23 protein-coding genes are annotated in these 12,932 nt (G+C 41.2%); all 23 read right to left on the bottom strand.

Features of this window, described 5'->3' with window-relative positions; genetic code table 11:
* Window positions 1-9 precede the first annotated feature (9 nt).
* Complete coding sequence (secY, locus tag M2448_RS01175; protein WP_280644438.1) at window positions 10-1,326, bottom strand: preprotein translocase subunit SecY; 1,317 nt, start codon at window positions 1,324-1,326, stop codon at window positions 10-12.
* Window position 1,327: 1 nt separating this feature from the next.
* Window positions 1,328-1,777, bottom strand: a complete 450-nt coding sequence (gene rplO, locus M2448_RS01170; RefSeq protein ID WP_280644437.1) for a 50S ribosomal protein L15 — start codon at window positions 1,775-1,777, stop codon at window positions 1,328-1,330.
* A 32-nt stretch (window positions 1,778-1,809) separates the two neighbouring features.
* A complete protein-coding gene (rpmD, locus tag M2448_RS01165; RefSeq protein WP_280644435.1) occupies window positions 1,810-1,986 on the bottom strand; it encodes a 50S ribosomal protein L30 in 177 nt (58 codons plus the stop codon).
* A gap of 20 nt (window positions 1,987-2,006) precedes the next feature.
* Window positions 2,007-2,525 carry a 30S ribosomal protein S5 gene (rpsE, locus tag M2448_RS01160; RefSeq protein ID WP_280644434.1) on the bottom strand — a complete coding sequence of 173 codons (519 nt, stop codon included), beginning with the start codon at window positions 2,523-2,525 and terminating at the stop codon, window positions 2,007-2,009.
* A gap of 5 nt (window positions 2,526-2,530) precedes the next feature.
* Window positions 2,531-2,875, bottom strand: a complete 345-nt coding sequence (rplR, locus tag M2448_RS01155) for a 50S ribosomal protein L18 (protein ID WP_280644433.1) — start codon at window positions 2,873-2,875, stop codon at window positions 2,531-2,533.
* A 19-nt stretch (window positions 2,876-2,894) separates the two neighbouring features.
* Window positions 2,895-3,449 carry a 50S ribosomal protein L6 gene (rplF, locus tag M2448_RS01150; RefSeq protein WP_280644432.1) on the bottom strand — a complete coding sequence of 185 codons (555 nt, stop codon included), beginning with the start codon at window positions 3,447-3,449 and terminating at the stop codon, window positions 2,895-2,897.
* A gap of 22 nt (window positions 3,450-3,471) precedes the next feature.
* The gene (gene rpsH, locus M2448_RS01145) at window positions 3,472-3,867 is read right to left on the bottom strand and encodes a 30S ribosomal protein S8 (RefSeq protein ID WP_280644431.1); all 396 of its coding nucleotides are present in this window, start codon (window positions 3,865-3,867) and stop codon (window positions 3,472-3,474) included.
* A 144-nt stretch (window positions 3,868-4,011) separates the two neighbouring features.
* Window positions 4,012-4,290, bottom strand: a complete 279-nt coding sequence (gene rpsN / locus M2448_RS01140; RefSeq protein WP_280644429.1) for a 30S ribosomal protein S14 — start codon at window positions 4,288-4,290, stop codon at window positions 4,012-4,014.
* A gap of 6 nt (window positions 4,291-4,296) precedes the next feature.
* Complete coding sequence (gene rplE, locus M2448_RS01135; protein WP_280644428.1) at window positions 4,297-4,854, bottom strand: 50S ribosomal protein L5; 558 nt, start codon at window positions 4,852-4,854, stop codon at window positions 4,297-4,299.
* On the bottom strand, window positions 4,854-5,171 hold the full coding sequence (gene rplX, locus M2448_RS01130) for a 50S ribosomal protein L24 (RefSeq protein WP_280644427.1): 318 nt from the start codon (window positions 5,169-5,171) through the stop codon (window positions 4,854-4,856). The genes rplE and rplX overlap by 1 nt, the downstream gene beginning before the upstream one ends.
* A gap of 19 nt (window positions 5,172-5,190) precedes the next feature.
* Window positions 5,191-5,556, bottom strand: a complete 366-nt coding sequence (gene rplN, locus M2448_RS01125) for a 50S ribosomal protein L14 (protein WP_280644426.1) — start codon at window positions 5,554-5,556, stop codon at window positions 5,191-5,193.
* 2 nt (window positions 5,557-5,558) lie between these two features.
* Window positions 5,559-5,816, bottom strand: coding sequence for a 30S ribosomal protein S17 (gene rpsQ / locus M2448_RS01120; protein ID WP_280644425.1), 258 nt, complete (start codon window positions 5,814-5,816; stop codon window positions 5,559-5,561).
* Between the two features lie 6 nt (window positions 5,817-5,822).
* On the bottom strand, window positions 5,823-6,020 hold the full coding sequence (gene rpmC, locus M2448_RS01115) for a 50S ribosomal protein L29 (protein WP_280644424.1): 198 nt from the start codon (window positions 6,018-6,020) through the stop codon (window positions 5,823-5,825).
* 5 nt (window positions 6,021-6,025) lie between these two features.
* Window positions 6,026-6,457, bottom strand: a complete 432-nt coding sequence (gene rplP / locus M2448_RS01110; RefSeq protein ID WP_108821556.1) for a 50S ribosomal protein L16 — start codon at window positions 6,455-6,457, stop codon at window positions 6,026-6,028.
* A 19-nt stretch (window positions 6,458-6,476) separates the two neighbouring features.
* Window positions 6,477-7,244, bottom strand: coding sequence for a 30S ribosomal protein S3 (gene rpsC, locus M2448_RS01105; protein ID WP_280644423.1), 768 nt, complete (start codon window positions 7,242-7,244; stop codon window positions 6,477-6,479).
* 7 nt (window positions 7,245-7,251) lie between these two features.
* The gene (gene rplV, locus M2448_RS01100) at window positions 7,252-7,659 is read right to left on the bottom strand and encodes a 50S ribosomal protein L22 (protein ID WP_280644421.1); all 408 of its coding nucleotides are present in this window, start codon (window positions 7,657-7,659) and stop codon (window positions 7,252-7,254) included.
* A 41-nt stretch (window positions 7,660-7,700) separates the two neighbouring features.
* The gene (gene rpsS, locus M2448_RS01095; protein ID WP_050702002.1) at window positions 7,701-7,970 is read right to left on the bottom strand and encodes a 30S ribosomal protein S19; all 270 of its coding nucleotides are present in this window, start codon (window positions 7,968-7,970) and stop codon (window positions 7,701-7,703) included.
* A 25-nt stretch (window positions 7,971-7,995) separates the two neighbouring features.
* Window positions 7,996-8,820, bottom strand: coding sequence for a 50S ribosomal protein L2 (rplB, locus tag M2448_RS01090; RefSeq protein WP_280644419.1), 825 nt, complete (start codon window positions 8,818-8,820; stop codon window positions 7,996-7,998).
* An 8-nt stretch (window positions 8,821-8,828) separates the two neighbouring features.
* Window positions 8,829-9,122 (bottom strand): 50S ribosomal protein L23, encoded by a 294-nt coding sequence (gene rplW, locus M2448_RS01085; RefSeq protein WP_280644418.1) that lies wholly within the window; start codon window positions 9,120-9,122, stop codon window positions 8,829-8,831.
* Window positions 9,123-9,132: 10 nt separating this feature from the next.
* Entirely contained in the window at window positions 9,133-9,762 is a 630-nt protein-coding gene (rplD, locus tag M2448_RS01080; protein WP_280644417.1) for a 50S ribosomal protein L4, read from the bottom strand.
* Window positions 9,762-10,382 carry a 50S ribosomal protein L3 gene (rplC, locus tag M2448_RS01075; protein WP_280644416.1) on the bottom strand — a complete coding sequence of 207 codons (621 nt, stop codon included), beginning with the start codon at window positions 10,380-10,382 and terminating at the stop codon, window positions 9,762-9,764. Before rplC ends, rplD begins: the two co-directional genes overlap by 1 nt.
* Window positions 10,383-10,420: 38 nt before the next feature.
* A complete protein-coding gene (gene rpsJ, locus M2448_RS01070) occupies window positions 10,421-10,726 on the bottom strand; it encodes a 30S ribosomal protein S10 (RefSeq protein WP_006841785.1) in 306 nt (101 codons plus the stop codon).
* A 76-nt stretch (window positions 10,727-10,802) separates the two neighbouring features.
* Window positions 10,803-12,929, bottom strand: a complete 2,127-nt coding sequence (gene fusA / locus M2448_RS01065) for an elongation factor G (protein ID WP_280644415.1) — start codon at window positions 12,927-12,929, stop codon at window positions 10,803-10,805.
* Window positions 12,930-12,932: the final 3 nt, after the last annotated feature.

The following is a 12,932-nucleotide window of genomic DNA, read 5'->3' as shown; positions in this document are numbered from 1 at the left end:
AAAACCTCCTTAATATGCTGCAATCGAACCGGAGCGTCCTTTGATTCTTCCGGATTTCAATAAACCATCGTAATGTCTCATCAACAGATGACTCTCTATTTGCTGTAATGTATCCAATACAACACCTACAAGGATCAGCAAAGATGTTCCTCCGAAGAACTGGGAAAATTCGCGGCTCACTCCGAAGTAGCTTGCAAAGGCAGGAAGTATAGCGACTAATGCGAGGAACAATGATCCCGGAAATGTAATACGGGACATGATCGAGTCGATATAGTCTGCTGTCTTCTTACCCGGCTTGATACCCGGTATGAATCCGTTGTTTCGTTTCAGTTCGTCAGCCATCTGAACAGGGTTGATGGTAACAGCTGTATAGAACCATGTGAAAGCAATGATAAGGAACGCAAACACAACATTATAGGCTACACTGGTGTGATCCATGAATGAACCCCAGAAGCCATCTCTGTCGGCAGAGAATCCTGCAATAGTGATAGGCACGAACATAATTGCCTGAGCAAAAATGATCGGCATCACATTGGCTGCATTTACTTTCAATGGTATATACTGACGTGCACCGCCATATTGTTTGTTACCAACTACTCTTTTAGCATATTGCACCGGAATACGGCGGGTACCTTGTACCAACAGGATTGCACCGCAAATGATAAGCAGTAGCAATACGATCTCGGCAAGGAACATTACCAATCCTCCGGCCGAACTGCTCAGGCGGGAAGTAAATTCTCCAATCAGAGCATGCGGCAAGCGTGCGATAATACCTACAAGGATGATGAAAGACACACCGTTTCCGATTCCTTTATCAGTGATACGTTCTCCCAGCCAAAGCACGAACATACTACCTCCTGCTAATATAATAGCAGCCGGGATAAAGAAATCCCAAGAAGAAGGCGCTGCGTCTCCTAAAGCTCCTCCCAAGTATGCCGGACCTTGAACCAAAAGGATAGCCACTGTCAGATAACGGGTATATTGATTCATCTTGGTACGACCGCTTTCTCCTTCTCTCTGCAGTTTCTGGAAATAAGGCACAGCCATTCCAAGCAGCTGCATCACGATGGATGCAGAGATGTATGGCATGATACCTAATGCAAAGATTGAGGCATTTGCAAAAGCACCTCCCGAGAACATATTCAGTATATCGAGTATACCTCCTGATGTTTTAGCCTGAAGGGCTTCTAATGCAGCTGGATCGACACCGGGCAATACAATATGAACTCCGATACGATAGATCACTACGAAAAAGAAAGTTGTCCACAGTCTTTTTCTAAGGTCTTCGATCTTCGATATATTCTTCAGTGTTTGTATAAATCCCATTTTACTTCAGTTTTGTTGCTGTTCCACCTGTTGCCTGTATAGCGGCTTCTGCCGATTTGGAAAATGCATGAGCTTCTACTTCCAATTTGGCTGTAAGTGCACCGTTTCCAAGTATTTTCACTAAATGCTTTGCTGAAATAAAACCTGCATCTATCAATGTCTGAACATCAATCTTTGTCAGATTTTTTGCATCAGCCAGATTTTGGAGTACATCCAGATTGATCGGTTTGTATTCAATTCTATTGATACTCTTGAAACCGAATTTAGGCAGACGGCGTTGAAGTGGCATCTGACCTCCTTCAAAACCGATCTTACGCGAATAACCAGATCTGGATTTTTGCCCTTTATGACCTTTTGTGGAAGTTCCACCTAAACCTGAACCCGTACCACGTCCGATTCTTTTTCTGGTTTTAGTTGAACCTGTTGCAGGTCTCAAATTTGATAAACTCATAATGTATATGTTTTTTTATCTTTTAAACTTAATTATTCTACAATGGTAACCAAGTGGCTAACTTTGTTGATCATTCCTCTGATAGCAGGTGTATCTTCATGTTCTTTAACACGATTCAGTTTGCTAAGACCAAGTGCATCTAATGTGCGCTTTTGGTCAATCGGACACTTGATCCTGCTTTTTACTTGTTTAATTTTAATTTTTGCCATAATAAATTTTCTTTGCAAAGTTAACCTTTAAACACTTTTTCCATAGACACTCCTCTGTTCTGAGCTACAGTGTAGGCATCTCTAAGTTCACCCAAAGCTTCGATTGTAGCTTTCACAAGGTTGTGAGGGTTTGATGAACCTTTCGACTTAGCCAATACGTCTGTTACTCCGACACTTTCTAGTACGGCACGCATCGCACCTCCTGCTTTTACCCCTGTACCGGGAGCAGCTGGTCTGATCATTACTTCTGATCCGCCAAAGCGAGCTATTTGTTCGTGAGGAACTGTTCCTTTCAGAATCGGAACCTTTATCAGGTTTTTCTTTGCAGCTTCAACTCCTTTAGCAATGGCTGTTGTTACTTCACCGGCCTTACCCAGTCCCCAGCCTATAATACCATCTTCGTTACCTACAACTACGATAGCGGCAAAGCTGAATGTACGGCCTCCCTTTGTTACTTTAGTAACGCGGTTGATAGCTACCAATCTATCTTTCAATTCGATATCATTGGTCGATTTTACTCTATTGTTAACTCCTGCCATTTCTATTAAAATTTAAGTCCACCTTTACGGGCAGCATCTGCCAATTCTTTAATTCTACCATGGTACAGGTAACCGTTACGGTCAAATACCACAGCTGTTACTCCAGCTTCCTGAGCACTTTTAGCAATCAGTTCGCCAACTTTTGCTGCTATTTCTTTTTTGGGAGCTTTGTCTGCTATCTTAAGAGACGAGGCTGCCGCCAAAGTTTTACCAGTCAGATCGTTGATAACTTGTGCATAGATTTGCTTATTGCTTCTGAATACTGTCAGACGCGGACGCTCGGCAGTTCCTGAGACCTTACCACGTACACGTAATTTTATTTTATTTCTTTTATCAGTCTTTGTTAGCATGATTTCAACAGTTTATGAATTATTTACCTGCGGCCTTGCCTGATTTACGACGGATTACTTCACCAACAAAGCGTATACCTTTACCTTTATACGGTTCAGGTTTACGGAATGAACGAATCTTAGCGCATACTTGGCCTATCAGCTGCTTATCACAAGATTCCAGTATAATCAGCGGGTTCTTGTTTCTTTCCGATTTGGTTTCCAGACTTACTTCTTTTGGCAACTGCATAAAGATGTTGTGTGTATAACCTAACGAAAGTTCAAGAAGTTGACCGGTGTTTGACGCACGGTAACCAACTCCTACCAATTCTAATTCTTTGTGATATCCTTCAGAAACTCCAACAACCATGTTGTTGATCAATGATCTGTATAATCCATGCAAAGAGCGGTGAGCTCTTTCGTCTGACGGACGTGTTACTGACAACGTACCATCTTCAACAGAGACTTTGATATCAGGATTTACTTCTTGCGATAGTTCTCCTTTGGGTCCTTTTACTGTAACTACGTTATCCTTACCAACAGTAATTGATACTCCTGCCGGAAGGCTTATGGGTAATTTTCCTATTCTTGACATAACTTTCTATCCTCTCTCTTAATTAATAAACATAACATAATACTTCACCGCCAACTTTAAGGTCGCGTGCTTCTTTGTCTGTCATCACTCCTTTCGAGGTAGATACTACAGCTACGCCGAGTCCGTTAAGGACGCGAGGCATTTCTTTATACCCTACATATTTACGAAGTCCCGGAGTAGATATACGGATCAGTTTCTTGATCGCGTTTACTTTATTTACAGGATCGTATTTCAAGGCTATTTTGATAGAGCCCTGAGGTCCTTCGTCTACAAACTTATAGTTAAGTATGTAGCCTTTTTCAAAGAGAATTTTTGTAATCTCTTTTTTCAAATTCGACGCTGGAATTTCTACAACTCTGTGTCCGGCCATGATGGCGTTTCTCACACGCGTCAAATAATCTGCTATTGGATCTGTCATGATTAAATAATTTAAATTAATCCCGCCTATCGGGACAATATTTAAAAATAGTTATGAATTATGAGTTATAAATTATGAATTGTAAATAGCATCAATTCAGCATTCATCACTTATAATTTATAATTCATAACTTATAATTTTATTTTACCAGCTTGCTTTTTTCACTCCCGGTATAAGTCCTTTGGATGCCATTTCGCGGAATTGGATACGCGAAATTCCGAACTGGCGGATATAGCCTTTCGGACGGCCTGTTATACTGCAACGGTTGTGCAGACGTACAGGTGAAGCATTCTTAGGCAGAGCTTGTAGAGCTTGCAGCGCTTCGTAACCGCCATCGGCTTTTAGTTGCGCTCTTTTAGCTGCATATTTAGCAACCAGTTTAGCTCTTTTTACCTCGCGAGCTTTCATTGATTCTTTTGCCATCTTATATCAATCTTTTTTTGCGTTCTTAAATGGAAGTCCGAACTCTTTCAACAGAGCATATCCTTCTTCATCTGTTTTTGCAGAAGTTACAAAGGTAATATTCATTCCCAGAATTTTAGTAATATTATCAATATTAATTTCAGGGAAGATGATCTGTTCTTCGATACCCAGTGTATAGTTTCCGCGTCCGTCAAGTTTGCTTTCGATACCTTTGAAGTCGCGGATACGAGGCAATGCCACGCGAACCAGTCTTTCTAGGAATTCGTACATTCTGTCGTGACGTAGTGTTACCATCACACCGATCGGCATTTTTTTACGAAGCTTAAAGTTCGAGATATCTTTTTTAGAGTACGTTGCTACTGCTTTTTGTCCTGTGATAGTTGTGATCTCGTTAACTGCTGTTTCGATAATTTTCTTATCGGCAACTGCTATACCAAGTCCTTGGTTGATAACGATCTTCTTCAACACAGGAACCTGCATTGTCGATTTATAACCGAATTCTTTCATCAAAGAAGATACAATACGGTCTTTATATTCGTTTCTAAGAGATGTTGTATTGCTCATTATTTAATTTCCTCCCCTGATTTTTTAGCGTAACGTACTAGCTTTCCATTCACTTCTTTACGGCCGATACGTGTTGGCTTTCCTGTTTTAGGATCTACCACGTTCAGATTGGAGATATGAATAGGAGCTTCTTTCTTTTCTCTTCCTCCTTGCGGACTTTTTGCATTAGGCTTAGTATGCTTGGTGATCATGTTCCAACCTTCCACTATTGCGCGTTGTTCTTCAACCAGCACTTTTAGTACACGTCCAGTTTCTCCTTTGTTCTTACCAGCATTAATGTATACTATATCGCCTTTTTTGATATGTAATTTACTCATTGCTTTTTAGTTTTATGGATTATAGTACCTCCGGTGCTAAAGAAACAATTTTCATGTTAGTTGCGCGAAGTTCGCGGGCAACTGGTCCGAAAATACGGCTTCCTCTGATTTCACCTGCTGCATTCAACAATACGCAAGCATTGTCATCGAAACGTATGTAAGAGCCATCTGCACGACGGATTTCTTTTTTTGTACGTACGATCATTGCTTTTGTCACAGCACCTTTTTTAATATCGCTCGAAGGGATCACATTTTTGATAGCAACCACAATCACATCCCCTACCGACGCATAGCGTCTTCTTGTTCCGCCAAGAACGCGGATACATAAGCATTCTCTAGCTCCACTGTTGTCAGTAACTACTAGTCTTGATTCTTGTTGTATCATAATTATTTAGCCCTCTCGATTATTTCTACCAATCTCCATCTTTTAGTTTTACTCAACGGACGAGTTTCCATAATGCGCACTGTGTCGCCTATTCCGCACTCGTTTTTTTCGTCGTGAGCATGATATTTCTTCGTTTTGTTAACGAATTTTCCGTACATAGGGTGTTTTTCTTTCCATTTTACAGCAACTGTAACGGTCTTATCCATTTTATTACTGAAAACGACCCCGATTCTTTCTTTTCTTAAATTTCTCGTTTCCATCAGCTCTTATTTGTTTTTTAGTTCTCTTTGGCGCAACTCTGTAAGGAAACGTGCTATATCGCGACGTTTTTCCTTGATCTTAGTCGGATTATCCAATGGAGATACACTGTGGTTTAACACCAGTTGGTTTAATGCTATTCTTTCAGCATCCAGTCTTTCTTTCAATTCTTTGTCCGAAAGTTCTCTTACTTCTGCAATTTTCATACTTCTTAAGCGTTTTGAGTTAAGTCATAATCTCTGCGTACTACAAATTTTGTAGTCACAGGAAGCTTTTGTGCTGCAAGGCGCAATGCTTCTTTTGCCACATCATAAGATACACCTTCGATTTCGAATAATATTCTTCCTGGTGTAACGGGTGCAACGAAACCTTCAGGAGATCCCTTACCTTTACCCATACGTACTTCGGCAGGTTTCTTTGTGATAGGTTTGTCAGGGAAAATTCTTACCCAAACTTGTCCTTGACGCTGCATGTAACGAGTTACTGCAATACGAGCCGCTTCAATCTGACGTCCGGTGATCCATTTGTTTTCAAGGGTCTTGATACCAAATGAACCGAAAGCCAGCTCATGCCCTCTTTGGGCATTTCCTTTCATACGACCTTTTTGCTGTCTTCTGAATTTTGTTTTCTTCGGTTGTAACATTTTACTTCAAACGTTTTAATTACTTTCTCTTATTTCTCTTGAAACCTTTATCCCTGTTGTCGCCTCTATCGTTACGACGATCTCCTCTGTTGGAGTGTCCGCTTTCTTTAGATGCTACAAACGAAGGTGCAAGGTCTTTCTTACCGTAAACTTCTCCACGGCAAATCCATACTTTGATTCCGATCAAGCCAACTTTTGTGAGGGCTTCGGCATGTGCATAGTCGATATCGGCACGGAATGTATGAAGCGGAGTACGTCCTTCTTTGTACATTTCCGAACGCGCCATTTCGGCTCCGTTAAGACGGCCTGATATCTGTATTTTTATACCTTCGGCACCCATTCTGATCGTTGAAGCAATAGCCATTTTGATAGCACGGCGGTAAGCGATTTTGCCTTCGACCTGACGGGCTACGTTGTTAGCTACAATAACTGCATCTAACTCCGGCTTCTTGATTTCAAAGATGTTGATCTGGATATCTTTATCTGTAATTTTCTTTAATTCTTCTTTCAGCTTGTCTACTTCTTGTCCGCCTTTACCGATGATGATACCGGGACGGGCTGTACAGACTGTAATAGTTACAAGCTTCAGTGTTCTTTCGATCACAATACGTGATACACTCGCTTTAGCCAGACGGGCATTAAGGTATTTACGGATTTGGCTGTCTTCTAACAGTGTTTCTGCAGCATAACGTCTGTTTTCTCCCTGACGTTTTCCTCCATACCAGTTAGAATCCCATCCTCTGATGATACCTAAACGATTTGCTATTGGATTTACTTTTTGTCCCATCTGCTAATTAATTTTGAATTTCTTTATTAAGTGTATCTACGTGAAGTGTTACGTGATTTGAACGTTTACGAATCCTGTAACCTCTTCCTTGTGGAGCCGGACGCATTCTTTTCAGCATTGCGCCTCCATCTACATTTATCAATGACACATACAGTTCACCGCTTTCTGCTTTACGCTCATTTTTAGCCTCCCAGTTTGCGATAGCTGAACGTAACAGTTTTTCTAATCTAGCAGCAGCTTCCTTGTTAGAGAATTTCAATACACCAAGTGCTCTGAATGCTTCCATTCCACGTATCATATCTGCCACAAGGCGCATTTTTCGTGGTGATGTCGGCACATCGTTCAACTTAGCAAAAGAAATGGTCTTTTGAGCTTCTTTTCTTGCTTCAGCTGCTATACGTTTTCTCTTACCCATTATTTTAATGTTTCTTTTTTAATTAATTACTGGTGCTTCAATTATTTTTTCTTGTTACCACCGTGTCCACGGAATGTACGTGTAAGCGCAAATTCTCCAAGTTTGTGACCTACCATATTTTCTGTCACATATACCGGAATAAATTTGTTTCCGTTGTGAACAGCAATAGTATGACCTACAAAATCGGGTGATATCATTGAAGCTCTTGCCCATGTCTTAACTACAGCTTTCTTCCCTGACTCATTCATAGCCAAGACTTTTTTCTCAAGCTTAACATTAATATACGGGCCTTTTTTTAACGAACGACTCATAATTTCTTATTGATTAATCAGGTTATTATTTTTTTCTTCTTTCAATTATGTACTTAGAAGAATGTTTCTTCGGTGCTCTTGTCTTAAGACCCTTAGCGTACAATCCTTTACGTGATCTTGGGTGACCTCCGGATGCGCGGCCTTCACCACCACCCATCGGGTGATCGACAGGGTTCATTACCACACCACGGTTGCGAGGACGACGACCAAGCCAACGAGAGCGTCCGGCTTTACCTGATTTTTCGAGTCCGTGATCTGAGTTACCTACGCTACCGATAGTAGCTTTGCAGGTAAGAAGGATCTTACGTGTTTCGCCTGAAGGCATTCTGATGATTGCATAGCCTCCTTCACGTGAAGTCAACTGTGCGAATCCGCCTGCCGAACGAACCATCTTAGCTCCCTGACCAGGACGAAGTTCGATGTTATGAATAACTGTACCGATTGGGATGTTTGCCAAAGGCATTGCATTTCCAACCTCAGGAGCAGCATCGGCTCCCGATATCACTGTCTGACCTACTACCAAGCCTTCTGGTGCAATAATATAAGTTTTTGCTCCATCTGCATAATACAACAAAGCGATACGTGCCGAACGGTTCGGATCGTATTCGATTGATTTTACAGAAGCCGGTACTCCGTCTTTTGTTCTCTTGAAGTCTATGAGCCTGTATTTTCTCTTATGACCGCCACCGAGATAACGCATGGTCATCTTACCAGTATTGTTACGGCCACCAGACGCCTTTTTACCGACTACAAGGGATTTTTCTGGTACACTTGCAGTGATTTCTTCGAATGTACCAATAATTTTGTGTCTCTGCCCCGGAGTTGTGGGCTTTAATTTACGTACTGCCATTTTTCTATTTAGATATTACTAAAAAAGTCTATACTTTCACCTTCTTTCAGGGTGATTATTGCTTTCTTGAAAGCGGGGGTTTTTCCACTGATAACTCCTGCTTTGGTATAGCGACTTTTGCGTTTTCCGGAATATTTCATCGTGTTTACCGAATCAACTTTCACTCCGTAAATTTCTTCTATCGCTTTTTTTATCTCCACTTTGTTTGCATTTGGAGCAACACGAAAACCATAGCGATTCGGAAATTTTTCTGAAATCGCAGTTTGCTTTTCTGTCAGTATTGGCTTAATAATTATTCCCATAGTATCCTCCTTATGCTTTTAAAAGGTTATCTATAATAGCTACTGAAGACTCAGCCATTACTAAACTTGTGCAGTTGAGTATTGTATAAGTATTTAGATCAGAAGCGCTTACAACTTTTACTCTTTGTAAATTACGAGCCGACAAATATACATTTTTATTTTGGTCTGGCAAAACTAGAAGTATCTTTTTATCAGCTACTTGCAAACTTTTGGTCAATGCTATGAAATCTTTTGTTTTCGGAGCATCGAAAGAAAAGTCTTCCACGATCAGTATCTGATTGTCTTTCGCTTTGGTAGAAAGGGCAGATTTACGTGCAAGTTGTTTTACTTTCTTATTCAGTTTGAAGCTATAGTCTCTTGGTTTTGGTCCAAATACACGTGCTCCACCAACTAATATCGGTGAATTGATATCACCACGACGGGCACCACCTCCACCTTTTTGACGGATCAACTTACGTGTACTACCTGACATCTCACTTCTTTCTTTAGATTTGTGAGTACCCTGACGTTGGTTTGCAAGGTATTGTTTCACATCTAACCAAAGAACGTGTTCGTTAGGCTCAATTCCATAAATAGCGTCATTCAGCGCTACTTTTTTACCGGTATCTTTACCGTTTTTATCTAATACACTCAGTTCCATTATCTTTCTATTCTAACGATTGAACCTTTACTACCCGGGATAGAACCTTTAATCAACAAAAGATTATGTTCCGGAATTATTTTTATGATCACAAGGTTTTGCACAGTAACTTGTTTGTTACCCATCTGTCCACCCATTCTTGTTCCTTTAAACACCTTTGCAGGGTATGAACAAGCTCCGATAGAACCCGGAGCACGAAGGCGGTTGTGCTGTCCCAGAGTAGCTTCACCGACTCCGCTAAAGTTGTGGCGTTTTACTACTCCTTGAAATCCTTTTCCTTTAGATACACCGGTCACGTCTATATAAGGATCGTCCATTGAGAACATTCCATCTACAGTGATAACGTCACCTAAATTGTACTTCTCTTCATACTTGAACTCGGCCAAGTGTCTTTGAGGTGCTACTCCAGCTTTTTTGAAGTGTCCGATCTGTGGCTTATTGGTGTGTTTGTCTTTCTTTTCGACAAAACCAATCTGCACAGCTTCGTAACCATCAGTATCTGCTGTTTTTACCTGAGTAACAACACAAGGACCCACTTCGATAACAGTGCATGGAATATTTTTTCCCTCGGCACTGAAAACGGATGTCATTCCGATTTTTTTTCCTAATAATCCTGGCATTTCTCTTAATTATTTATTTAAACTAATATTAAATTTCATCAAACTTTGATTTCAACTTCTACTCCGCTTGGCAACTCAAGTTTCATCAATGCGTCAACAGTTTTAGCTGTAGAGCTGTAGATATCGATCAGTCTTTTATAAGAAGACAGTTCGAACTGCTCACGAGATTTCTTGTTAACGAAAGTTGAACGGTTAACAGTAAAGATACGTTTGTGTGTTGGCAACGGAATTGGACCGCTTACTACTGCACCTGTTGCTTTTACTGTTTTCACGATCTTTTCGGCAGACTTGTCTACCAATGTGTAATCGTACGATTTCAGTTTAATTCTAATTTTTTGACTCATTACTTGGTTTTTAATTAATTGTACTTGTTATATAAAAGCTGTGGTTAAGAGTCATTCACTAACCACAGCTTGTTTTTTATTTGATCAAGTCTACGCGACCTTTTACTTCGGTCAGCACCTGACGTGCGATCGAAGGAGAAACTTCTTCGTAGTGAGAGAATGTCATCGCTGATGTTGCTCTACCCGAAGTGATAGTTCTCAATGAAGTCACATATCCGAACATTTCTGCCAACGGCACTTTTGCTTTCACAATACGTGCTCCCGAGCGGCTCGATTCCATACCTTCTACCTGACCACGACGTTTGTTAAGGTCAGAGATTACATCACCCATACTTTCTTCCGGAGTAACCACTTCGATTTTCATGATAGGTTCTTGCAATGCAGGGCCGGCTTTTTCACAAGCATTTTTGAATGCAAATTTAGCACAAAGCTCAAATGACAACTGGTCAGAGTCTACTGTATGGTATGAACCGTCTACAAGAACTACTTTCAGTTTATCCAAAGCATATCCTGCTAGTACACCATTTTTCATGGCTGTAGCAAATCCTTTCTGAACTGAAGGGATAAATTCTTTCGGAACGTTACCACCTTTTACTTCATCTATAAATTGCAATTCGCCTTCAAAGTCTGCATCGGCAGGGCCAACTTTAACGATAATATCGGCAAACTTACCGCGACCTCCGGATTGTTTCTTGTAAACTTCGCGAAGTTCGACAGTCTGAGTAATTGCTTCTTTATATGATACCTGAGGGCGTCCCTGGTTGCATTCTACTTTAAATTCACGTTTCAGACGTTCTATCAATACATCAAGGTGAAGCTCTCCCATACCTTCGATAATGGTCTGGCCGGAGTCTTCGTCTGTATGTACACGGAATGTTGGGTCTTCCTCAGCTAATTTAGCTAGTCCGTTAGCCAGTTTATCCACGTCTTTCTGAGTTTGAGGCTCGATAGCAATTCCGATAACCGGATCTGGGAAGTCCATTGCCTCAAGGGTAATAGGCGCATTCTCGTCACAAAGTGTGTCTCCAGTACGGATATCTTTAAAGCCTACTCCTGCACCGATATCACCGCAACCGATAACTTCTTTCGGATTTTGCTTATTAGAGTGCATCTGGAATAAACGGGAAATACGTTCTTTCTTTTCAGAGCGTGTATTGTAAACGTAAGACCCAGCATGCAATTCTCCCGAATATACACGGAAGAAACACAAGCGTCCTACGAATGGGTCTGTTGCAATTTTAAATGCCAAAGCACAAAACGGATCGCTTGGGCTTGGATGGCGAACTATTACTTTTTCAGGATTGCGAGGATCTACTCCTTCTATTGCAGGAGTGTCCAGCGGACTTGGCAAGTAAGAGCAAACTGCATCCAACAAAGGCTGCACACCTTTGTTTTTGAACGAAGAGCCGCACAGCATAGGGGTAATCTGCATAGATAGCGTTCCTTTACGGATGGCTACTAAGATTTCCTCTTCGGTGATTGTTGATGGATCATCAAAGAATTTCTCCATCAATACATCGTCACATTCGGCTATAGACTCAAGCATTTTTCCTCTCCACTCTTCTGCCTCAGCTAACAGGTCGGCCGGAATATCTTCTACATGGTAGTCGGCTCCCATTGTTTCATCGTGCCAGTACAGAGCTTTCATAGTTACAAGGTCTACGATACCTTTGAATGTTTCTTCAGCTCCTATTGGCACCTGAATAGGACAAGGGTTGGCTCCCAACATTTCACGCACCTGACGAACTACTTCAAAGAAGTTAGCTCCGGAACGGTCCATCTTGTTCACGTAGCATATACGCGGTACTTCGTATTTATCAGCCTGACGCCATACTGTTTCTGACTGAGGCTCAACACCTGCTACAGAGTCGAATGTCGCTATTGATCCATCCAGCACACGCAATGAACGTTCCACCTCTACGGTGAAGTCAACGTGTCCGGGAGTATCAATCAGGTTGATCTTATACATCTCATTGTCATACTTCCACTGAGTGGTAGTAGCCGCAGAGGTAATGGTGATACCACGCTCCTGCTCCTGATCCATCCAGTCCATAGTGGCTGTACCGTCATGGGTTTCTCCAATTTTGTGGGTAAGGCCTGTATAGAATAGGATACGTTCAGAAGTTGTGGTTTTACCGGCATCAATGTGAGCCATGATGCCTATATTTCTTGTATTTTTTAAATTATCAATATTTTTTGCCATCGT

The sequence above is a fragment of the Dysgonomonas sp. PF1-14 genome (assembly GCF_029892965.1).
Lineage (GTDB): Bacteria > Bacteroidota > Bacteroidia > Bacteroidales > Dysgonomonadaceae > Dysgonomonas.
The sequence above is the reverse complement of the archived record's forward strand: the minus strand, read 5'-3'. Positions and strand labels throughout refer to the sequence as shown.